Genomic DNA, 23985 nt, shown 5'->3' on the forward strand with positions numbered 1-23985 from the left:
GAGGAAAAATGGTATTCAATCTCTTCGGTAAAAAATGCCCTAACTGCCAGTCTCCGGTTTCATCTGATGCCAAATTCTGCTCCAAATGCGGCACCCCGCTCGCAGGTGGAGTAATCAAATGTGGTGTATGTGGAACCGAGAACAGTGGTGATGCAAAATTCTGCCGTTCCTGCGGCCGAGATTTGTCCAAAAATGCTACTCCTGAAATCCAGCGTCATCACTGGGCTCGAAATGACCAGGATTTCGCCATCCGTTTGGAAGCCGATGACCTTCCGGGGATGCTTCGTAAGGGTATCACCATTGAACCCGGATTGAATGCCCTGCTCATCGAACGTGGCGTAACCCGCGGAACCATTCCAGCCGGTACGTATTTATTGGAACGCCCGGAGCAAAAATTGTGGGATTGGCTGACCACCGGTATTCCGGAACGGGCTACCTTATTAATGGTGGAAGTAACACCCACAGAATTAATGTTCAACCTGGGCGGACGGTTTACCAATGACCCCTTGCCCATCGGCGCCAACATCCGCATGCAGGTAGAAGTGGCTGAACCGGGAAAATTCCTGACCAATCTCCTTAAGGGACGGGAGAAGCTGTCCAAAGAAGACCTGCGCGAATTCCTGTACCCTGAAGTGGTGCAGATTGCAGATCAATGGCTGCGTGAGCATTCGTTGAAAGAGCTGGCAGAAAATCCGGCCACCAAAGCTCAATTGGACATTGCCCTGGAAGAAAACCTGAAGAAAACCTTCCAGCAGGTAGGACTTGTTTTCAAAAACATCCGCACCGTGGAGTTGAACCTCGAACCCTATGACAAGATAAAAGGGACACGCAGCCAGATGGCGCTGCTTAATATGTCAGCCAGCGTGGAACTCGAATACCAGAAGCTTCAGGCAACCACAGAAGAAGACAAACACCGCCTGGAAGAAGAGACCAGGCTGCGCCGGGCACAGGAAGAAGCCGAATTACGCCGCCGGTGGGGTGACATTCAGAAACTCAACATCCTTGAAAACCTGGCCGAAGAAACTCGCAAGGTGGAAGAGGAAGAGTCGAAGGTAGACCTTTACAGCCGCATGCGTCAGGCGGTGATGAGCGACAAGATGAATGAGGTCAAATCAGAAGCTGATTTTGACAAATTCATGGATGATGTTGATTACCAGAAATTACTGCGTGAAAAAGAACGCACCGACCTGCTGCAAACCTGGAAAGAAAGCAAGGAAGATCACGACCGTGCCCGCCTGCATCTGATGGCACGTGCGGATGTGGAACACGAGTATGAATTGATCGCCCTGCAAACCCGGTTGAAATTTGGACAGGATTTCCAGGCTGTTGAAAATCAAATCAATATTGCCCGAAAACACGCTGATTTTGATTTTGAGAACCGCCTGAAAGAAAGTGATCTGGCGTTGGAAATGAACCGGAGAAACCGCCAGGATAAACGGGAAGACCGTGAATTGGAAGCGGAAGACCGTATTCGTCAGATCGACATCGAAGAACGTGAAGACAAGAGCGATTTTGAGTCCCTTAAGAGATTGACAGATCTCGAACTTTCCAAAAACGAAGAAACACGACGGATTGCCCGCGAAGATGAGTTAGCCCGAGCAGAGGCAGAACAAAAGAAATGGCGAGAACAATGGGATGCCCAGCAACAGAAGGAAAAGAGCATCCGTGAAGATGCCATCCTCCTGAACGAATCACTGGCAAAACTTGGCCCCGATGCACTGATTGCCGCGTCCGGTTTGGAACAGGCAAAACTTATCAAGGAGCTGAAGGAAACAGAAATCCTGAAAGGCATGAGTGAAGAACAGATCTTGGCCATGGCCGCCAAAGATTCTCCGGAACTGGCGAAAGCGTTTGAAGAGAAATTCAAAGCGGCGTCTTCCGGCCAGTCCAGTCAACAGATGGCTGCTTTATACGAACGGTTATTGCATGAAAAAGATGCACTACTCCACCAATCCATCGAACAGTCTGACAAGCACATTCAGGATATGAAAGAGACGCTGGATAAAGCCGCCGGATTGTCATCAGAAACATCAAGACATGCCATGGATAGCATGGCGGATATGGCCAGATCACTCGGGTCAGGCTCGCATCAACAACCGCCAATCATCATTAACACGCCATCCGGAGCTGTCACACCGGCGGTGCCTTCCGGCTTTGGAAGTCAGGCACCATCCAATACGCCAGCCAACAAGATGTGCGTGCAGTGCGGCCAGTTCGTTCCGGCTGATTCAAAACATTGTGAACATTGCGGTCACAAATTTGAGGGCGTAGATTAGGTCAAGAGAATGAAGAAAAAAATCATCGTCCTCATGGTATGCCTTCTGCTGTCTCTGGCAGCGACCGGTCAGGTATTTGCCAGCGCATTACCGGATGACACTGCTCCGACATCCACTGTCGGGGCAGTGGAAGCGACAACGGCACCTACCGCAGTGACCGCCGGACAAGCTGCTTCAAACCAGCAATTTAATGCCTCCTGGGTACTGGTTATCCTTGGTCTGGCCTTGTTGTTTGTGCTCTATTTCAATCGTTGGAATGCCCGACCCAAACCAACAGCTGAGCAGTGCGCCCAGTGCGGGTTTGACCTGACCGGCAAGTCCGGTCCCTGCCCGCAATGTGGTGGTACCAGGCGTTTGCCAAAACTTCACTGATGTAGGTTTTGTCGTACATTTACTCAAATGGGGCGTATAAAGATGCTTTTCTTTGCGCCCCCTTTTTTTTTGAACAATTATCGACTGGGCTGGATTGACAGTGAGCAGATTCTTAATATGCTAACCAATATCAAATCCGTAGAGAGATCAAAATGGGGCATTATTCAGAAAACGATATCGTAGCAAAAAACTATCGGATTGATCGAAGTGTAGGTCGGGGAGCCTTTGGCGAGGTATACCTGGCCACCCATACCGGTTTGAACGGCAAACGAGCCATCAAGGTACTCTTCCGTGATTCTGTCGGGTTGGGATCTTCTGACTATGAAGATTATAAGAACCGCTTCCGGCAGGAATCTCAACTGATGGAATGGTTTAATCATCCCAACATCATACGGATTTATGATTTCCAGGAAGAAAATGACACCCTGTTTCTCATCATGGAGTATGCGGCCGGGGGAAAATCTCAGACAGCGATTGGAAAAGGCCAGAAAAACCGGAGAGTCAATTGCCTTCCAGGAAGTTGTGAAGACCGGTATTGATATAGCAGAGGGTCTGGCAGTTCTTCACCGTAAAGATGTCGTCCATAGAGACTTGAAACCTTCGAATATCCTGTTTGATTCAGACGGCCTGGCTAAGGTTGCCGATCTTGGACTGGCACAAATACCCGGCGGGGCGAGCATGCGGTCACAGCTTAGTGTTCTCAAACCACATCCCGGAACTCCTGCCTATATGAGCCCCGAACAGGAAATTTCGGGGATGTATCTACGCCCTGCATCAGACGTCTATTCGCTTGGACTGATCCTGTTTGAAATGCTGACCGGACGCGGCTATAAAAATATCCGCCCGGGAACACATGTATCTGACCTTTCCCCTGCGGTTCCAGAATGGTTTGATGACCTGTTATTACGAATGCTCGCCGATTCTGCCAAAGAACGTCCCTGGGATGGGGCGGAAACCGTGCAGGAACTTCGACGCGGACTTACTGAAGGCGCCTCGTTGAAGAGGGAAACTGTCTCGACAATTACTAACCAGCCGGTTGAACCTGTGATCCTTCATGAAAAGCCTTCAGCGGAAAATATCAAACCACCAGAACCGGTTGTTACTGAGCCAAAAGAAGTTTTGAAGCAGGATATTGCCACTCCCTCTCCATCGAATCTGGATAGAGGCCAAGCAACCTCAAATGAAGAAATAACCCGGACAATTCTTGACTATGAAGAAAAGGGGCTGGTCGCCTGCCAGTTGCAGGATTGGACATCTGCCAGATTGTATGTGAAGTATCTGAGGGAATCAGGCCCTGTAGGTGAACAGGCTGCTGATCAGCTGGAAGCCAGGATAAATCCACAGGGAATATCTTTTATAAAACGGTACTGGTGGGCTATTGTCGGGATCGTTTGCCTTGCATTCATCTATTTCATCATTACAAATGGCAATTCCATTTCTGCCAGTCCAATGAATTTCTCCGGAGACAAGACTCTGGCATCGAATATGACGGAAGTGTCTGGTGATGTTTCCAATCAGAGTGGCTCTGGTGAAAACAAGCAGCAGGGAGTGATTGATTTCTATAAAGAAGCCATTGGCGATTACACCTCCCTGACGTTCAGCCGGGATGGAAAATACTTGTATTCCGCATCATCCAATAACCAGGTGACGAAATGGAACGCTCAAAACTTCCAACTCGTGAGCAACCTGACAAAGGCTAAATCCAGCATTTATGATCTGGACGTCTCTCCGGATGGTCTATATCTGAGTATCGGCACACAGAGTGATGAAATGTATGCCGTAGATAGTCAGGCTGGAACAACAAATTTCACATTGTTGTTTTATAAACCGGTCAAACTGGTGAAATATTCCCCAGACAATAAATACATTGCCGGTGTGGATGATACGGGGCATTTCTGCATTATTGATAATCCGAGAGGGGCAACCCCCATTATTAAGTACGATAACAATACATCGGTCACCAGTGTGGATATTGCCAGTCCGGAACCAGGCATTCATAATGTCGCCTTCGCTACAGATGATGGCAGGGTAAAGATTTTCACCATTGAAGAAAGCACCCCCGGTCAAATGGGTAGTACGGCCAATATTAAATGGGAAACTCAACAAGTAGCTACGGGCATTGGCGTTGCTTTTCGGGCTGACCCCACTTTTATTATCGGAGCCTGGTCAGATGGGACTGTGTCTGTTTTCGACCTGATGGGCTCCAAAAAACCAATCACCAGCTTTAATGCCGGTTCTCCAATTTCGCATTTTGCCTATAATGCCAAAAAGGATCTGATTGCCACTGGTGGAATCGATGGAAAGATTCGTGTCTTCAAAACGAATGGACAAATTGTACGGTTATTCCAGAACAGCAATCCAGTTTTATCGATAGCCTTTTCACCAGATGGGAACAAGCTGGTAGAAAGTAATAAAGCGTCTGGCTTATATACCTGGGATTTGAGTGGATTATAAAGAAAAAGGCAGGTTTTCTTTCCGAAAGCCTGCCTTTTTAGTTTTGTTATAAACCTATTTAACCAATTCAGGCAAAGAGCTGTACCCGGTAATTGTATCTTTTTTCTCGTGGTCTGGCTCCACCTGATATAAAGCCATTCCAAGCAAGATGGCTGTAACCAGCAGAGCTTCATTCAAAGCCACGTTGAGAATCCATTCGGAATTGATGGTGCAATTGATGGTAAAGATGGCCGGATAGAATTGCATGACGGCATGAATACCCAGCGCCACGGCAATGGATAGTATGATGACCTTTTTCTTTCCGGTTTGGGTTCGCACACGTGACATCCAGACGGGGGCGATCAAGGACAACATTGAACGGTACGTCATCACAGCCAGGGTGATGATCAATAATTGATCCGGATTATTTTGGAGATCCCATGGAGTGCCCACCACCATTACTGGCAGGATATACCCGACCAGTATGAGTATGGAAAAGAAACCATGCCGGCGGACAAAGAACGTCCCCAGAAATACCAGCAACAGCAGGGCGGCGGCGTTATACACCGTATAAGACAGTGTATTTTTCAACAAATCCATCAGTACAAATTGCCGTTCTGCCGGAAGGATCATATTCCAAATGATCGCGCTGATATTGACCCAGGCAATTCCTGCCGTGATCAATAAAATCAACACAAATCCACCACCCCAGATCCACACACCCCGGGTTGGTCTATGGCGCCGAAAATAGAATATGGCTATGGCGACCGTCAGAAGGAAAAAGGCAGCCGCAGGGAGAAACAAATCGCTCTCCACTTTTCGCGCCACCTCAAGTATAAAATTTAACAATGTATTGCTGGAGAAGACATTTGGATGCAAAATGATGAGCTGATAACCAATCTCTTGTACCAGCCGGAAAAGCAATCCAGCCGGGATTAATCCCCAGATCGGGAAACGCCGGGTAACAGCCCATACGATCAACACGGGGATGATCAAAAAGAAAGCCGCCCGATAATATACGGTCAGGTACCAGGTTTCACCGTTGAGCTGGGCAATTTGACTGACCAGATAAACCAGACCAGGTAATAGGATCAGTAACACACCTTTCCAGGGCAGCGGCTCATCAGGTACGGGTTCCATCAATCCCCATGAAGCCCGCGGAGTGGAAAGATGTTCAACCACGGCGGTATAGCCCAGGTCAGGCAAGACACGCAGCCACAATAATACGATCCCCAATCCGCCGTTTTGCTGATAGGCATCCCGGCATTGGTCTGTGAAAACCTGCAGCATTGCATCAGAAAAATCACTCCGGTATTCCCTGGGGTACAGGGTTAATAAACGAGAGAATATTCGGCGCGATGATTCAATCCACCTGTTTGTGGTCATGATGTTCTCCTGATTAACGGCAGACCAGAATCTGTTTTTGACGGGCAACCGCCACAGCCTGATCCAGCCGTTTACATTCAGCCTGCAATACCTTCTGCCCCAGACCACTCATACGGTAATACCGCCGGCGTTCATCGTCCAATTCCGGATCCGGGCGTTCATCTGATTCTTCGATCAGATTGGCATTTAACATTCGTTTGATAGAACCATACAATGTTCCGGGTCCCAATTTCAATTTTCCATCTGTCTGTTTCTCAACATCTTTCATGATGGAGTAACCATGTTTTTCTCCATCTGCCAGGGCCATCAAAATATAAAACACAGCCGGGGTAAGTGGTTGGTCGGGTGAAACAAAATCAGTCATGGTCAGGTTCCTTTCAATATCTATATCCGTTACAGATATATCTGTTGCGGATATAGTAGATCAAACAAAACAGATTGTCAAGAGGGATTATAGTAATTCGGAAAATTGACTATTGACTGACGGTCTGTCATATTGTATACTATCTTAAGTTGACCGACGGTCGGTCAGTAAGGAGCATAAAATGGTTAGAACGGTAAAAGATCCAGAAACACGCAGAGCAGAAATCATCGCCGCAGCCCGACGCTTGTTTCAAATCCGTGAATATGAAAAAACCACCATGCAGGATGTGATGGATGATCTGGGGATCGCCAAAGGCACAATCTACTATTACTTCAAATCAAAAGAGGAATTGATGGATGCCGTGATCAATCAGATGGGGGACGAAGCGGTAGAACGTATGCAAAAGGTGGTTGATGAAGGGCATGGAAATGCGCTGGAACGTTTTCAACAACTGATTGCCGCCGGCAATATTGCAGATGAAAACCCGGAAATTATGGAGCAGCTTCATAACCCGAAGAATGCCGGTATGCATGCCGCCATGATCGCCGTAACCGCCAAACGATCAGCTCCGCTCTATGCCCAGATCATACGCCAGGGATGCGAGGAAGGTCTTTTTCATGTAGAAAATCCACTAGAGACATCGGAATTTATTCTGGTCTCCATCCAATTCTTGATGGATATGGGTGTCTACCAGTGGACAGAAGAAGATTTGATGCGCCGGGCCCGGGCTCTTCCAGGGCTAATCGAAACATTATTACACGCCGAACCTGGTTCGTTTCAATTTTTGTTTCAACAGGGGAATTAATGGCCATGGAAACCACTCTTTATAAACCTGGCCGCTTTTTTTTCATTACCTATCTGGTTACCTTTGTTTCCTGGTTCATCAGCGCCTATATAAGCTATCAACCCGGCGGAGAAAAGTTATATTTCTTATTTCTTCTCCCCGGCCTGGTGGCACCATTCTGTGTCGCCCTTTACATGATTCGCTCATCCGGTTCGAAAGAACTCTGGAACACCTTCACATCCAGGTTGACCGATCTGCGTCTAATCAAATGGTCTGTGTTTCTTCCGTCACTATTAATCACACCAGTGGCTATTCTTATTGCCACTGGGATATCTATCCTATTCGGCGGGAGTACTGCCCAATTGAAATTCGCCGATGGTTTCTCCTTTTCCATCGGAATGGTTCCCACCCTTCTGGTTCTCATTCTTGCTGCAGCCTTTGAAGAACTGGGTTGGCGCAGTTATGCCATGGATAGCCTGCATGCCAGATTTGACTATTTCACGGCCTCATTGATCTTCGGCCTCTTGTGGTCCGGGTGGCATTTTCCCATGATTTTCGTAAAAGACACATACCAAAACTTGATTGCTCTTGAAAATCTCTGGTACGCGGTCAATTTTATGGTTTCGATAATTCCGCTGGCTTTTATCATCAGTTGGATTTGCAAAGCGAACCGGGGCAGTATCACGGCTGCCGTAGTCCTGCACTTTTTTATCAATTTATCTCAGGAAGCTCTGAATATCACTCAGGCAACCAAGTGTATTGAAACAGGCATCTTTGCATTGATGGCAATCGGTATCGTTTTGTTGAATAAATCACTGTTTTTTGACAAAGTAAATGGAAAGGTTATTGAATGACAAACTCCACCTCCTCCCAGAATCCCATGGCCCGTGTTATGGGTCTTCGAGACTTCCAGCTGTTGTTCGCCGGAGCCACAACTTCCCTGCTGGGTGACCAGTTTTCTCTGATCGCCACCCCCTGGCTGGTTTTGAAACTGACCAATGATCCGATGGCATTGGGCACAGTACTGGCCCTGGAAGGCATCCCCCGGGCGCTCTTCATGCTGCTGGGCGGTGCCATTACTGACCGTCTATCTCCCCGAAAAGTTATGCTGTCTGCCAGTATCATTCGCTTCATTTTGACCGCATTTATGGCTATGATTGTGTTCGCCGGTGTGGCGCAGATCTGGATGATCTACCTGTTCGCACTGGCCTTCGGGATCGTCGCCGGATTTGCCATACCCGCAGAAAACAGCATTGTCCCCATGATCGTAGAAGAAGGTGACTTGCAGGCGGGCAATTCAATCATCATGGGAATTACCCAGTTGGCCGGTTTTGTGGGACCCACAATTGCCGGCTTGTTGATCGGGCATTATGCCTCTTCGAATATGGGCATTATCCTTTCCTTCACCATTGATGCCCTGACTTTCATCGTTTCGGCCGTTACACTGGCGATCATGAAAACTGCTGGAAAATCATCCGCTTCTGGAAACCAGGAATCCGTCTGGACATCCATACTCACCGGAATAAAATACCTTCTTACTGATAAAGCCCTTCGTCTGGTTTTTATTGTTTTGATGTCAGTAAATTTTTTCCTGATGGGACCACTGCTTGTCGGAATCCCCGTTTTATCCAACCAGCGTCTTCCGGAAGGTGCCGTAGCGTATGGCCTGTTGTTGTCTGCTTTTGCCGGCGGTAATCTGATTGGAATTCTGTCAGCCGGAGCCCTGCCCCGGCCTAATTCCGGAATTATGAAAGGTATCTTGATTGCATTTGTCATTGCGTTCGGGCTGGGAGTGTTATCCCTCGGATTTGTCACCTCAACCTGGATTGATTTTGCCTCCATGCTGGTCCTTGGCCTGGCCAACGGATATGTTTCCATCATCATGTTCACATGGATGCAGATCGAAACACCTAAAGAGATGCTCGGCCGCATGATGAGCCTGATCACTTTTTCAAGCACCGGGTTGGTGCCGATTTCCCAGGCGCTGGCCGGTGTGATCAGCAAATGGGATCTCACCATGATGTTCACCATCTCCGGAGGAATCGTTGTCCTGTTTGGTCTGGTACTGTCATTCCATCCAGATTTACAGGTGTTGGGTGCCAGTCTTACCCAGGCATCGGCTAAAGAAGCCTGATACTTTTTTCCAGAAAGTTTTTACCATCCGGTTTTCTTCCGGATGGTCTTTTATTAGATGGAAGAGCAGTCAAATGGGTTGTTTGTAGATACTGTACAAAAAAGATATAATCAGACTTGATTTCTTCACGATAGATTGGTCTGGTTGGAAATAGTCCAATGTTTTCCAATCAGGAGATTTCTTTATAGAGAGCTTTTACAATTAACTATATAAACGCCGCTTACGGGGTAAAGTAATGATGCATGGTAAAAAAGTATATGAGGATCATTTCTGCATAGTTCGAATACGGCTGTGTGAAGTTATTTATTCGTAAAAACAGGGAATATCATGGGATTTCCAAATCGTTCAAGGGTAACGATAAAAGATGTGGCAAAAGCCTGCGGCGTTTCAACGCAGACAATTTCACGAGTCATAAATGACCGTATTGATGTCTCTTCAACGACCCGCGAGAAAATTCTGGCCGTTATGCAAGAGATGGATTACCAGCCCAGTGCCCTGGCACGATCCATGCGTCAAAACTCAAAAACCCTTGGCGTGATTGTAGCCGAACTGCGATTCGTGGGAATTTCCTCCACACTGAACGGCATTACCCAGGCTGCTGATGCCCGGGGTTACAGCCTGATGCTAAAAGAACTTCCCAGTTTTGATTCAATGGAAATGCAACCGCTTATCCAATCGCTCATAGCCCACCGGGTAGAAGGGATCATCTATGCGGCACCGGAGGTCGGTGAAAATTGGAAAACGATCCAGCGCAATCTATCGAAGCAAATACCACCAATGGTCTATCTCAAAGGGAATCCATCATCTGCACCCATCACCCTTTCAATGGACAACTACTCCGGCGCCTATTCAATCACCCGTCACCTGATAGACCAGGGCTACCGGCATATTGCACATATCAGCGGGCCGATGGATTGGTGGGAATCGCGGGAACGGCAGCGCGCCTGGAGCCGCGCGTTGTTTGATGCCGGTCTCCCTGTTCCAGAATATGCCTCCATTCAGGGGAATTGGTCTTCGGCCAGCGGATACACCTGCATGGATTCTCTTCTTAAGCAGTATCCAGAAATGGATGCTGTCTTTGCGGCGAACGATCAAATGGCCCTCGGAGTCCTCAATATTGCCTGGGAGAAACATATCAATATTCCCGGCCAACTGGGCGTAGCCGGCTTTGATGATATCCCGGAATCAAAGTATTTCTCTCCTCCTTTGACTACTGTGTATCAAGACTTGAACAAACTTGGCGATCTGGCTGTGCGTAAGTTGATTTCACTTTCATCACCCGATGATACTGATCCGGCTGTCCAAGGGAATTCTCTAATGCTGCCTACTGAGCTTCGCGTGCGTCAGTCTACAACCCGCCAAAATTAATCCCTTTTGAATGAAAAACCACCATCTGTTAGTCTTATGAACGGCACATGGATGTCTGCATGATACAATCACCCCGCCAGTCTCATGATTAAACGACATCCTGAACGCTTCATTTTGCTGACTGCTGTAATCCTCTATGCCCCATTTCTCTTTATGGGGTATGGATCTGATATTGACACCTATCGAGTACTGCATGCAGGGCGGCACTTTGTTCAGACACTGGACTATATTCCCTCCCGCGGCCCTGGTTTCTTTGTCTTTGAAACCATCATGTTTTTTATGGATCAACTGGGAGGGAGTTTTCTTGCCAATTTGACCATCATGGGCATGGCGTTGATTATCCTGTATGGATTCATGCGCCTTTGCCGGGAATACAAAATTCCACATTACCTTCTCCTGACAATCGCCCTGATGGTTCATCCGTTTTTCTGGGCCAATGCCGCCTGCAGTATGGACTACCTGATGGGAATTGGCTTTGCTTTTCTGGGTATGATCCAGATCAGGCGCAGGCACTATTTCACCGCCGGGGCTGCTTTTGCTCTGGGTGCCGGGTCACGCCTGACGGTTGTCTTGCTGGCCGGAGGTTTTTTGCTCTGGCAATTCCTTATTGAACCTCAAAACCGTTGGAAGTTGATTCAAGCTGGACTTGTGTTCGGCTTTTTTACGATTGTTTTCTACCTCCCGCCAGCCGATTTCGCCCAGTGGACAACCCGCTTCCTGGTGGCATCTGTCGGCAGCCAGGAATACTGGTCACCCGGGTTGCGCTTCGGGCGATGGGGATATAAAAACCTGATGTTCTGGTCCATACCCGGGTTTCTCCTGTTGATTGGGTTCATCATCCGTGGATTGATCAAATCCGGATGGGAATCCTTCAGCCGCCATGCCTGGCTGCCTGCAGCCGCTCTGCTGATCACCCTGGTATACGAATCCTTCTATCTGGGTATTCCAACAGAACCATCCTACCTGATCCCCACCATACCGCTGGTGTTGATTGTCTTTGGTATTTTCGTGGGAGACCACCGCTGGCCCGTCATCCTTTTGACAGTAGTTTTGTGTCTTTCCGGCATCGTGACAATCAATATTGCCCAGCCTAATCTGGGAAATCGGGCAACCTCCGCAGAATATGGATTTTGGCTGGAACCGGGTCATCTGGCAGCGTTAACAACCGAGAGGTTGAATTATCAGCAATGCGGACGGCCTTATTGCAATGTAATCCATAGCCCCATTCAGGTACAATCGAAATAAGTGCAAAATCCTGAAATCTTCTATAATCGCTGAGTACACAACCCTTAACGGGATCTCGCGTTCATCATGGATACTCCCTTGGCAGGTTCTCAGAAAAAAGCTGAAAGACTGATTTTTACCGTAATTATTCTATTTACGATCGTCACAGCCATCTATTTTCGATTTAATAACCTTCATCAGTCGCCCGCATGGTACAGTGACGAAGGCAATCATATTGACCTTGCCGAGAACTGGATGCAGGGGAAATGGCAGAATTACGGAATACTCGGTGCACCATACAGCCAGCGACCGCCATTGTATATGTATACCGTGGCAGCGGCTATGAGATTGTTTGGCGTGGATATCCAGGTTTCGCGGGGGGTCAGTGCATGTGGTAATCTGATCTGTTGTCTATTGGCTGGCTGGATTGCCTGGAAAAGGCAGGGACGCCGTGAGGGGATACTAACCCTTTGGGTGGCGGCTGCGGCACCCTGGATCGTTACATTTGGTCGTCTGGGACTGACCTATAACCTGATGGCTCCGTTTTTCCTCTTTTCGTTGATGGCCATACATGAATATTGTCTTAAGCCGTCTCCCGGTTGGCTTGCCGCCAGCGCCATAGAAGCCGCATTGGCTTTTTCGACCGATTACCTGGGAATTCTCTGCGGTGTGACTGCCGGGTTGGTGTTGCTGGTTAAAAGACCTCGGTCTCTCTTTGGATTCGGCACCATTTTTCTCGCGGTGCTGGTTGTTGTTTTCCTGCCAGTGTTGTGTGTGAATGCAGGTGTTTTCTTTACGGATATGCGCAACCTCTTTGTCTGGGGCGGCGGGGTGCAATCCAGCTCGTCTTCCCTGATCAGCATTCTGGTCAACTATGTTGAACTGCTTCGCCGTGAAAGCTGGATCCTGATCGGTCTGTGTGGTTTGTTCCTTCTGAAAGATGGTTCACTTCGCAACATTCTTTTGACCGCTGTCGGCTTGACTCTGTTGATGGTTACCCGGGCGTATACTCCGGTTGGAGTTGGTCTGCATTATTTGATGCACCTTTTCCCGATTTTCGCCCTGGGTTTGGCCGTTTTTATGCTGCATGCCTATGAGTTTATTAAGAGGTTGATGCAAAAAGAACTGACATCCTTATTCTCACGCCTTCCCAGGGTGGTCTCACCTGCAGCCACACTTCTTTCCGCCGCCATCGTATTTACACCACTGGTCTGGATGGTTCTCAGTTCTTTCGCCATAACAACATACAACTCTAATTATATTTTCACCGGCAACGATGACCTGCGCCTTCTTGAAGTGAAACCCGCCGAGAATGTACGGGCGTTTATATCAGCTCATGTGTCCCCCGGCGACCTGGTGTTGGGTTCGCCCGCCATTCTGTGGGGTTTGCCAACTATGAACAGGGCTGATTTTCTCGCCGCGCTGGCATATATCGGACAGAAACCCCAGAATTACATTACGGTGGACAGGCAGCGATATACCAATGACATCTCGCTGGAAAAAGCCAAATTTGTCATCCTTGACCCTCTCGCAGAAGAATTTGCTCCTCTGGTACTGCCCGGTATGGATGGTTTCCTTCTGGAAATCCATAAGATGCCGGCCGTTTTTACCTCTGGCAATATTACAGTATACGCCGGGCAGGAAAAATAGATTTCCTCCGCCAACCTGCTAACGCTAGCGATTATCGGTTCGATTCTTTTTCATTTTGTGGCGATCACTATATAAAACATTGAATTACAATGCGTTATCTTTTTAATGCAGGAAAATCCCATCACATACATCAGTTTCTTTCCGTTGCCCTTTATTTTCTGCCTAATCATTCTGGCTGTATTGGTTATCCGTGCCCGTAAAAAAGGCCGGACATATGGATTGGTGACCGGTATTTTTGGCGGATATGTCATAGCTGTTTTAATGATCGTTTTCTTTCCGATACCTGTATCTGTCTACTGGCCGGATAATCTTCATTGGAGCAATACCCTCCGAGAAATACGGCGGGTAAACCTTATACCCCTCTGGTATCCGGGTTTATTTCATTTTTCGATCAAATCGATTGGCATGCTGGTGGATATTGTATTGAATATACTCCTGACGATTCCCGTCGGTATTTGTGTGCCAATTCTAAAACCGGGTAAGCCGAAATTTATTCTGGGACTGGCTTTCGCTACAGGTTTCCTGATGGAAATAGCTGAATTGGCTGTCCAACTGGTGACAGGGATTCACTACCATGTCGTCACAATGAATGATGTCGTCATGAATGCACTGGGCGTTCTGACAGGTTATGGCATTTTAATTTCGATCCGGTGGTTAAATACACAACTCAAAAGAGGAAATCCCGGCAACCAAATAATCTCACAAACCAGTCAAACCAGGGGGAACGAGAACCAGTAGTTTTCGATTAAAATACTCCAATCCCACGGTGCTATTAGAGGCATGAATATGACGCAAAGCAAACGCAGAGCCAAATTGGAAGCGAAAAGAAAAACCGAGAAAGTTGTCCAGATCATTGCCGGTGTAGTCATTCTGGTTATTCTGGCTGCCATTCTATGGGCGATACAATCCTCCAGTAAACCGTCAGCCTCACAACAAGCGGCTGCAGGAGCCGCACATTCAGGAAAATATGAAAAAGAACCTGAAATGAGCATTGACCCGGCAAAGAAATACACAGCCACGTTTAAAATGGCCAAAGGTGGCGAATTCACCATCCAACTTTTCCCGGATAAAGCTCCCAGAACCGTAAACAGCTTTGTGTTCCTTGCCCGCGAAAAATTCTATGATGGAACCACCTTTCACCGGGTACTGGAAGGATTTATGGCCCAGGGTGGTGATCCTACTGGAACCGGCGCCGGTGGTCCGGGATATGAATTTAAAAATGAAGACAGTGATTTAAAATTTGACAAACCCGGTGTGGTTGCCATGGCCAATGCCGGCCGAGACACCAACGGCAGCCAGTTCTTCATTACCTTTGTCCCCACCCCACAATTGGATGGCGGATACACCATTTTCGGTCAGGTGATTGAAGGCATGGATGTGGTCAATGGTATTACCCGGCGGGATCCCCAGGAAAATCCCAATTTCACCGGTGATGTGATTGAGAGTGTCACCATCACTGAACAGTAAACTTATGGAGACTTCCCGGCAGAAACAACCATACACTCTGGCATCCGTATGTATCAAGACAGCATTGATACATACGGTGAGCTATTTTTTGATCGGGCTGATCAGCTTTACCGTATTTGACTATTCCGCACGATATGCCGACCCTCTGCTGGGGAATTTCATGCGGCAGACCACCCATCCCATGGTGGCTGCCGGACCTCTCTTCCAGATACTTCGCGGGTTGCTTTTTGGCCTGGTCTTTTTTACCCTGCGTGATGTTGTTTTTGCCCGTAAAAGAGGATGGTTAACTCTGTGGTTGGTTCTGCTGGTAGTAGGGATTATTTCACCCTTCGGACCTTCTCCCAGTTCGATCGAAGGCATGGTCTATACGACCGTTCCATTGAACTTCCATGTTATTGGACTTCCAGAGGTCATCGTCCAATCATTGGTTCTGGCGGTCGGCACATTTTTTTGGGTGAACCATCCTGAAAAGAAATGGATTGGATGGGTCATAGGTATAGTCTTTGCCATGGTGATCTTGATGGCGGTCATGGGGATTCTCTCTGCCGTCGGAATATTGGTGCAGCCAAAATAATTGTTCAATAAACAGGGTCTGTTATGAAATTTCTTGCCATGGAAATAGAAAACTACCCGGTACAGTGGAATGATGTTGATCCCGCTTTGTTGAAAGCTGAAGCAAGGCGGGTTTTTGACCTTCAACAGGCGGATCGTATCCGGCAAATCCATTTCCGCCAGGACACCAAAAGCGCCGTCATTGAATGGGAATGTGACACGGAGGAAGAAGTCCGAAACCTTTTAGATACATTCCCCCTTGTTCAGGCTGGGTTGATTCATTTTGAAATTATTCCATTAATCCCCTATTCTGGATTTAATCGGCTTTTTAGGTAGTATTAATGGAATTTCTTTGGGGGTAATTGAATAATGTTTTAAATCCCTGATCATTATCCAAAAAACATGAATCCTGATCTGATAATCGATATTCGGACAGTTGTCGTTATCCAGGTGATCGTCAATCTCACCATTGGACTTACCCTCTGGTTATCCATGCGGGGACGGTACCAGTTTGGGATGAATTACTTTATCACTTTGTTTCTATCACAGTTTTTTGTGCAAATCCTGTATATCTTACGCGGCATCCTGCCGGATTTTATTACAATTGTCCTTGCGAATGTACTGTTGATTGCTTCTTATAACCTGGGTTATCTCGGATATTGCAGCTTTTTCAATCGAAGAGTTAACTGGTGGTTTGTTTATCTTCCCATAATTGTCATTCTGGTGGTTTTCACAATTTATATCAACGATTTCCGTATTCGGGTAATTTCACTTGGATTGGTGTCGAGCGTACAATATGCCATCCAATCAGTCTTTGTCATTACTGTCAAAGAAGAAGCAGTAAAACGCTCGAAACCCATTCTACTTATTGGCTACACATTGATCCTGTCGCTTTTTTTGGTCAGAGCCATCTACATGATCATCAATCCGAATGGCATTAAAGGATATTTCGATCCGATTTGGATCAATTCTCTCACATTGATCTTATCCATCCCCAGTATCATCCTGATCGCGCTGGGAGTTCTGGTAATGATTTCGGACCGCCTGATGGAAGTGAATCGGGAGCTGGCCACACGAGATTGGTTAACCCATATTTTCAATCGTGGAACTTTCATCGATCTGGCCAACCGCGAACTTTCTCGGGCAGAACGGTACAACCACGAAACGTCGTTGGTAATGATTGATATTGATCGGTTTAAAGTCGTCAATGATACATACGGTCATCCAATTGGAGATGAAGCCTTAATTCACCTGGTCCACATTTTAAAGGACTCTCTTCGTATGCAAGACTTGTATGGACGGTATGGGGGAGAAGAATTTGTCATTCTGCTGGCAGAAACATCCTCAGAAGAGGCCTTCCAGATAGCCGAACGAATCCGGAAACAAATAGCGAATACCCCTCTTCTAACTCACAACCTCACAATCAAATTAACCGTCAGTATCGGGGTTGCCACAGCCCATGGCGGAAGTAGACCATCTTTGAATGCATTAATCAGTGCTGCCGATACCGCCATGTATCAGGCAAAAACCGCCGGCCGCAATTGCACCCGCATACTTAATCTATCCGCCATCCAATCAGATGCCCCGGTTGTGGTGTAATGCTGTGATTGCCTGATGATAAACATTATGATTACAACCAGGAATTCATCCGACAAAATACTTCTGCTTATCTATGGATAATTCTGGAAGAATCATATTCAAGCAGCGAAAATTGACATACAATCCACTCGTAGCTGAAAGCAATAGACGATGAATGGAATTCTACATAAAACACACCAACGGGTGATGGGGGAAAAAACAAGATCGACACACTGGCAGCAGATATTTGATGTTAGCGGGTTGATTCTGTTTTCACTTTGCCTGTATCTGCTGGATGATTATTTAACCGGCTTGATGCAGGCGCATCATCTTGCCTGGATGTTCCGTGATGAATACCGGACCGATAGGTCATCCCTTGCCGTGATCACACTGTTGTATCTTTTTATCGTCTGGGTGATCTATTGTTGGGCCAGTTTCCGTTCCGCCAAACCTGTGCGGATAATTTTGTGTGCCTTTTTTGTATTATCAGTGTTTATTGAATACGGATACTTCAGCACATTCAACCGCTGGATGACATCGGTTGACCTGTGGACAGCAGCTCTTTCCCCCTGGTCATTATGGACGGAAGCCATCGGGATGTATTTCAATAAGAGTGCCCTGTTGATGGCGGCCATTTTTACAGCAGCCGTAGCCTTAAACTGGAGAAAGCCCCGCTCCAAAGCATTACCTGAAGTGATTCTGCTGGTCTGCCTGATCGGCACCTGGGTCTATCGAACATACCTGCCCTTTGACCGCATTGTCGGGTCTTCTGTTTTTCAATACACTCATCTGCTCGAAGATATCCGGCCAGCCGACCGGTTGTTTGGAAGCCGCATTGATGTACCGCAAATCTCTACAAGCCGGCCTGCAAACAATATCATCCTGGTGATTGATGAGAGTCTGCGCGGCGATCATTTATCCATCAATGGATACGGGCGTGATACCACCCCCACCCTGCAAAAATTAAAGGATGAAGGTCTGGTAACCAACTGGGGAATTGCTGTATCCAGCGCCACCTGCAGTGTTTTTTCCAATCCGCATATTCTCACCGGAGTACCGTCAACACCCGGGACTGACAACCGCCTGACATCCCATTGGCCGACAATCTTCCAATATGCCCGAGCCATGGGATATAAAACATATTATCTGGATGCCCAGGCCAATTACCTGTGGAACGGCCTTTTGACGTCTGACCTGACTTACGTAGATGTGCATATGACAACAGACGATTTCACCGCAACCATGCATTCTGATAAAAATGCTGCCATGTACATCCGTCAACTGATCACAGGTTCGACGGGCAATTTTATCGTATTGAACAAAATGGGCATGCACATCCTTTATGAAAATAATTATCCACCATCAGAAGCTCACTGGCTGCCCACCCCGCCGGATAGGGATTACAAACATAATCCCACCCTGGTGATTAATGCATACGATAATGCCCTTCACTATAACCTTGAGACATTTTTCCAGACACTGATGCCTGATCTGAAAGAATTGCCAAATACACTCATTGTCTATACATCAGATCACGGCGATACACTTCAAGAGCATGGTGAAACCTGGTCACATTGTCATAATACTGATCCTGAAGCCATGGTTCCATTGTTTATCGTGGGAAAACTTGACCATTCTGTAGACACCGGATATTCAGCCAGTCATGTGAATATCATGCCAACCATTCTGGATTTGATGCAGGTGCCAGAGTCAAAGAGAAGTCAGACGTATGCCCTTTCATTATTGTCTGCCGAAGCCAGTTTGGGTGAAAAGCGGTACTTCATAGACGGGGATTTGCAGTCGGTTCAGTATAAATCCAGGTCACAGTAAACATCTGCATCCTTTTTTAGTAATAAAGCGAAATAAATCCTCTGGTTCTACCAAGGGAGTTTGGAAGAATCTCCGAACGCAGATGATGGCGGTAGACACCAATATGTCTTTCCATCATATTGTAACTAAACGTCTATAGACAATGTGGTAATAAAAGCTGTTTTATGCCAGATATTGTTGATAAAACCTGTAATAAATTATTGACAAACAGTATTTCATTTGTATACTCATAATTAAACACGGAATAATTAATTTCACCGCGGATACACTATTCTGCAGGGAATGAGAGCGTTGAACTGATACTGAGAAATTGGTCGCATATCCGGCCTTCATCCCGGAGACAGTATCAGGGAGCTAATGCGAAACCGATCACAAAAAGTGAATCGGTTTCTGTGTTTAATGAACCTTAACTCGTCAAAACAGCTTTCATTCACCAGGTTGACACCTTTTTTGACAGGTAGTTTTTGAAAAGGTGGAATCCAGGGTGGCTTTTTTTTCACATCGCGGGAACACGACCAGACTGGTTTCTTGATCTTACCGGCAGAGCATTATCAAGAAACGTTTCCCGCTTCATAGAAAGATGAACTGCAGACATTTTCGTGCAGGTCATTTTTGATTTTTATTAACCTGATCATTTTGATTAAGGAGGAATATATGAATCTATATTTCCTGATTGTGTTCTCGTTCTCATGCCTGGCACTCATCTACAGGGAATGGAGCAGGTCACGCAAAAGTTTGTTGACTGTTTTTTCAGACTAAGAGGATGAGAGTGTTCTTTTTCTTGTAACCTCGAAAGAAAGGAGATGGATATGTCTGGCATAAAAACCTTTCTTCAAAGAATCCTCCTGATACTTGTTTACCTCCTCCTGATACCGGGTATGTTGGGTTTAAACAACCAAATCGTCCTTGCACAGGATGTCCCCCCGGATACATCCGTACAGGAACCCGCATCCCCACCGGAGGAATCTTCCACTTCTGTGGATCAACCTGTGCAAGAACCAGCCACTCCTGCTGAAATGTCACCGCCGGAGACGACAAACATCGAACCACCTCCTCCGGAAGCCAGCGCCGAATCCGGTGTCTCTTCCCCGGCGGAGGAAATCCCGGCAGTGAATTCGTTACAGGAAACACCCGTTGATGTGCCCGCTATACTACCAGCAGAAAACCCGACGGTTGGTTCAAAACCTGATGAATCATCATCGAAAGAGGTAATCGCCGCCAGTATTGAAACTCTGGTTGAAACAGGATCGGTCATTACCAATGAAAGCGGTGATCCATTGCCGCTTTCCAGTGTACAAGCGGCAGACCTGTTGGCCGAAGGTGACCCGGTCATTGTGCGCGGAGGTGTTACTTACAATTTCCTGCCAACCGGTTCAAGTTGTCCGGCGGGAAATATCTGCATATTCTCAGACACTCCCATATCTACGGCCATCCATTTCGCCACACCGGGTGAACAGATCACTATTGCAGCAGGCACTTATACAGAACATGTATCTGTAGACAAAGATGTCCTTCTGATCGGTGGTTCATCTGGTGTCAATGTCAGCAGTATGATCCTCAGTGCCCCGGTGACCAGCCTGGCATTATGGACCAACATTTTCACCAACAATGTGGTTGTGAAGACCGATACGATCGGTGGAACGCAGGGAGACATCCAGAATGGGATTGATCTGGTCAATCCCGGAGGAACTGTTCTGGTTTTGGAAGGCACCTATGAATTAACCAATTCCCTGACGATCAATAAAGCCGTCACCCTCACCGGGAATGTGGGAAATCCAACTTCACCGGGGGCGGCTCTTGATGCTCCAGTGATCCAACACAAATCGGGTGGAACCAGTACAGGTCTGATCATATCGGCCAATAATGTAACCGTTCAGGGATTCATCATCAAGGGTTTCAGCACCGGCATTGAAGTTCAGGGTACTTCGGGTGGAGGCGGCCTATCCAACCTGCTCATTGCGAATAATACATTTTCAGACAATACACAATTCGATGTAAAACTGCTCGGAAAGATCACGAATCCGCATGTGGACTACAACGCCTTTCTCGATCCATCTTCACCTACAGGGTACCCGGTTGGCTATGCCATTTATAAAGCTCCAGAGACATCCCAGTTGTATGCCATCGGTGATTACTGGGGCGGCGATCCCATGACCGTTTGCAAGCATTATTTGCTTAAAGTTTGTATCGAATGGGAAACCATCATGCTCTATGGGCCAGTGGGATATGTGGAAACAATACCCGATGAATTCGGCAGTATTGTCCCCAGAACCCTGGACAATGATGACAAGCTCAACGGCCTGAATATCATTCCCGCTGGTGGACCTTTAACTCACCGTCAGGGAATTGTGAACGGATTTGCCCTGCAGGAACCCAATACTATTAAAGTCAAACTGGACAATGAACCCCCAGAAGACTACGACCATACTCAATGCCCTCAAGGCACCATGTATAACGGAACAAATTGCGCCACTGAAACGCCCGTCGTTACAGAAACCCCCGTAGTAACTGAAACGCCAGTTGTTACAGAGACACCTGTTGTGACGGAGACGCCGGTTGTTACGGAAACACCGGTTGTGACGGAGACACCCGTGGTAACCGAAACACCCGTGGTTACAGAGACTCCCGTGGTTACCGAAACGCCTGTGGTAACGGAAACACCCGTGGTGACTCCGGGTATCCCATTGATACCATTAACCGGCGGAGGTGCGCCAGTTCTGGCCATTGGCGGCATCATCCCGGTGACCGGAGGTTCGGTGATCGTGGCTGGCCTGGGGCATACCTGTATGACCACATCTGACGGAATGGTCCTTTGCTGGGGTTTGAATAAATCCGGACAGGATGGCGATGGAACAACCATTGACCGCCACAAGCCGGTATTTGTCATCGGGCTTGAAGGCATCAGCAACCTTACAGCCGGCAGTCTTCATACCTGCGCTTTGAATGGCGAAGGCCAAATATGGTGTTGGGGAGACAATGCCTCTGGTCAATTGGGCAATAACTCCACCATCAATAGTTCAATTCCTGTTAAAGTCCAGGGGCTGCCAGGTCCGGCTGTATCATTCACAGCCGGGAAAGATTTTACCTGCGCTGTAATGGAAAACAGTGATGTGTGGTGCTGGGGTGAAAACGGAAGCGGTCAATTGAATGATGGTACGAAAACCAACCGCCTGGTACCGGTCAAGACAGGATTCAAGACACCACCCAATCAGATTTCTGGCGGCATCAATTCTCTGCTTGGAGAAACCAGCGGAGCTGTAGCAAATTGGGGTATGTTGAATTCGGCGGCGGTCAAACAGCTTGAGTCATCTCTGGCCATTTCAGCGAACCGGTTTGCACTGGGAGGTTGTGCCGTGACTCTAACCGGTCAGGTAAAGTGCTGGGATCAAGATCTTGTATCCTACAGCATTATGGATGCAGCCAACACGTTGTCTGTTGGTGCCGGATGGGATCACGGTTGTGCCGTAAACAACGATTTCAGCGTTTCCTGTTGGGGTAACAATGAATTTGGCGAATTGGGAGATGGAACCAAACTTTCCCGGTCCACAGCTGCATTGGTTAAGAACCTGCCGGTTGTCGGCGCGTTGGCCGTCGGCGGTCATCACGCCTGTGTATTGACGGCAGACGGTCTGCCCAAGTGCTGGGGTCAGAATATCTACGGACAGGATGGCGATGATTCAACCATCGATCGAACCTTACCGGTGGACGTGAAATTGCCATCCAGATAACCTGATTGGCTTTCACGGGAAACCTCCTCATCAGCTCTCGAGATGGGGAGGTTTCGTTTAATCCTACGAATTGTGAATCATTACATCATCCTCAAAATCCGCAGAAATGATTTGATCCCACGGCAAAATATCCAGTATAAATAACTGAACAATAGGCCATGACGAGAATCATTCGCAAGGTCTGGTTCAACATAATCGATACTGTCAAATTTTCAGATTCGGATTATTTGCCCTGTATCTTTGATCACAAACACAATAGATGAGGATATATGACAACAGATATGATCACAACCTTCTGGGAAACCTTTCTGGAGGATCGAAAATCCAGGAACCTGCCATTGCCTGTCAGATATGATGCCTGGCATTTCTGCAATGATGAAACCAGTGCCAACAATCTGGCTGACCTTGTTCTGGCAGGTCAAAAAAAAGCCACAGCCAGTCTCTTCTGGGAGTACGAAGCAGAAGGTTCATCTGTTCCCAAACCAGGCGACCTGAGCATCATTACCCGTTGGGATGGTACTCCGGTCTGCATCATTGAAACTACGGAAATCACCATCTATCCGTTTGACCAGGTGCCGGAATCTTTTGCCTTTGATGAAGGGGAAGGTGACCGCTCATTGCAGTACTGGAAAGATGTGCATCTTGCATACTTCACAGAAGAATGCGCTGCCATCGGACGGACAGTTGAACCTTCCATGCCGGTTGTCTGTGAACGATTCAGGATGATTTACCGGCCAACACCAAAATAACGGTTGCGTGAAACAGTTTCGTCAATCTTTCGTACAATGGATATGATAAATATATCCGGTCATCCTGAATACGGCTCAAGCCCATATCTT

At 47.4% G+C, this 23985-nt stretch carries 20 protein-coding genes; 18 read left to right on the plus strand and 2 right to left on the minus strand.

The window, feature by feature from the left end:
• Positions 1-8 precede the first annotated feature (8 nt).
• From LTAR_RS10210 to LTAR_RS17545, 4 genes are all read left to right on the plus strand, one after another.
• The gene (locus LTAR_RS10210) at positions 9-2276 is read left to right on the plus strand and encodes a zinc-ribbon domain-containing protein (RefSeq protein WP_062422142.1); all 2268 of its coding nucleotides are present in this window, start codon (positions 9-11) and stop codon (positions 2274-2276) included.
• A 9-nt stretch (positions 2277-2285) separates the two neighbouring features.
• Positions 2286-2648, plus strand: coding sequence for a hypothetical protein (locus tag LTAR_RS10215; protein ID WP_062422143.1), 363 nt, complete (start codon positions 2286-2288; stop codon positions 2646-2648).
• Positions 2649-2800: 152 nt separating this feature from the next.
• Complete coding sequence (locus tag LTAR_RS17540) at positions 2801-3187, plus strand: protein kinase domain-containing protein (RefSeq protein ID WP_062422144.1); 387 nt, start codon at positions 2801-2803, stop codon at positions 3185-3187.
• The gene (locus LTAR_RS17545) at positions 3123-5102 is read left to right on the plus strand and encodes a serine/threonine-protein kinase (protein ID WP_158423423.1); all 1980 of its coding nucleotides are present in this window, start codon (positions 3123-3125) and stop codon (positions 5100-5102) included. The genes LTAR_RS17540 and LTAR_RS17545 overlap by 65 nt, the downstream gene beginning before the upstream one ends.
• Before the next feature lie 54 nt (positions 5103-5156).
• Here LTAR_RS17545 and LTAR_RS10230 read toward each other — a convergent pair whose 3' ends face one another.
• Positions 5157-6467: a hypothetical protein gene (locus LTAR_RS10230; protein ID WP_062422146.1), complete on the minus strand. Its 1311-nt coding sequence runs from the start codon at positions 6465-6467 to the stop codon at positions 5157-5159.
• Positions 6468-6480: 13 nt separating this feature from the next.
• On the minus strand, positions 6481-6831 hold the full coding sequence (locus tag LTAR_RS10235; protein WP_062422147.1) for a PadR family transcriptional regulator: 351 nt from the start codon (positions 6829-6831) through the stop codon (positions 6481-6483).
• Between the two features lie 181 nt (positions 6832-7012).
• Here LTAR_RS10235 and LTAR_RS10240 point away from each other — a divergent pair, with 181 nt between their 5' ends.
• The 14 genes from LTAR_RS10240 to LTAR_RS10305 all read left to right on the plus strand — a co-directional run bounded on the left by LTAR_RS10240 (position 7013) and on the right by LTAR_RS10305 (position 23895).
• Positions 7013-7636: a TetR/AcrR family transcriptional regulator gene (locus tag LTAR_RS10240; protein WP_062422148.1), complete on the plus strand. Its 624-nt coding sequence runs from the start codon at positions 7013-7015 to the stop codon at positions 7634-7636.
• A 5-nt stretch (positions 7637-7641) separates the two neighbouring features.
• Positions 7642-8469, plus strand: a complete 828-nt coding sequence (locus LTAR_RS10245; protein ID WP_062422651.1) for a CPBP family intramembrane glutamic endopeptidase — start codon at positions 7642-7644, stop codon at positions 8467-8469.
• Positions 8466-9749 (plus strand): MFS transporter, encoded by a 1284-nt coding sequence (locus LTAR_RS10250; protein WP_062422149.1) that lies wholly within the window; start codon positions 8466-8468, stop codon positions 9747-9749. The genes LTAR_RS10245 and LTAR_RS10250 overlap by 4 nt, the downstream gene beginning before the upstream one ends.
• A gap of 327 nt (positions 9750-10076) precedes the next feature.
• Positions 10077-11117, plus strand: a complete 1041-nt coding sequence (locus LTAR_RS10255) for a LacI family DNA-binding transcriptional regulator (protein ID WP_062422150.1) — start codon at positions 10077-10079, stop codon at positions 11115-11117.
• Positions 11118-11201: 84 nt separating this feature from the next.
• Positions 11202-12362 (plus strand): hypothetical protein, encoded by a 1161-nt coding sequence (locus tag LTAR_RS10260; protein ID WP_062422151.1) that lies wholly within the window; start codon positions 11202-11204, stop codon positions 12360-12362.
• 66 nt (positions 12363-12428) lie between these two features.
• Complete coding sequence (locus tag LTAR_RS10265) at positions 12429-13991, plus strand: ArnT family glycosyltransferase (RefSeq protein WP_062422152.1); 1563 nt, start codon at positions 12429-12431, stop codon at positions 13989-13991.
• A 105-nt stretch (positions 13992-14096) separates the two neighbouring features.
• On the plus strand, positions 14097-14729 hold the full coding sequence (locus tag LTAR_RS10270) for a VanZ family protein (protein WP_062422153.1): 633 nt from the start codon (positions 14097-14099) through the stop codon (positions 14727-14729).
• Positions 14730-14777: 48 nt separating this feature from the next.
• Positions 14778-15458, plus strand: coding sequence for a peptidylprolyl isomerase (locus LTAR_RS10275; RefSeq protein WP_081419939.1), 681 nt, complete (start codon positions 14778-14780; stop codon positions 15456-15458).
• Positions 15436-16032: a hypothetical protein gene (locus LTAR_RS10280; protein WP_062531985.1), complete on the plus strand. Its 597-nt coding sequence runs from the start codon at positions 15436-15438 to the stop codon at positions 16030-16032. The genes LTAR_RS10275 and LTAR_RS10280 overlap by 23 nt, the downstream gene beginning before the upstream one ends.
• Positions 16033-16055: 23 nt before the next feature.
• Positions 16056-16346 (plus strand): hypothetical protein, encoded by a 291-nt coding sequence (locus tag LTAR_RS10285; RefSeq protein WP_062422155.1) that lies wholly within the window; start codon positions 16056-16058, stop codon positions 16344-16346.
• 66 nt (positions 16347-16412) lie between these two features.
• A complete protein-coding gene (locus tag LTAR_RS10290) occupies positions 16413-17609 on the plus strand; it encodes a GGDEF domain-containing protein (RefSeq protein WP_062422156.1) in 1197 nt (398 codons plus the stop codon).
• Between the two features lie 150 nt (positions 17610-17759).
• Positions 17760-19418, plus strand: a complete 1659-nt coding sequence (locus LTAR_RS10295; RefSeq protein ID WP_062422157.1) for a sulfatase-like hydrolase/transferase — start codon at positions 17760-17762, stop codon at positions 19416-19418.
• Between the two features lie 809 nt (positions 19419-20227).
• Entirely contained in the window at positions 20228-23146 is a 2919-nt protein-coding gene (locus tag LTAR_RS10300; RefSeq protein ID WP_062422158.1) for a hypothetical protein, read from the plus strand.
• A 269-nt stretch (positions 23147-23415) separates the two neighbouring features.
• On the plus strand, positions 23416-23895 hold the full coding sequence (locus tag LTAR_RS10305) for an ASCH domain-containing protein (protein ID WP_062422159.1): 480 nt from the start codon (positions 23416-23418) through the stop codon (positions 23893-23895).
• The last annotated feature ends 90 nt before the right edge of the window (positions 23896-23985 follow it).

This window comes from Leptolinea tardivitalis, assembly GCF_001050275.1.
Lineage (GTDB): Bacteria > Chloroflexota > Anaerolineae > Anaerolineales > Anaerolineaceae > Leptolinea > Leptolinea tardivitalis.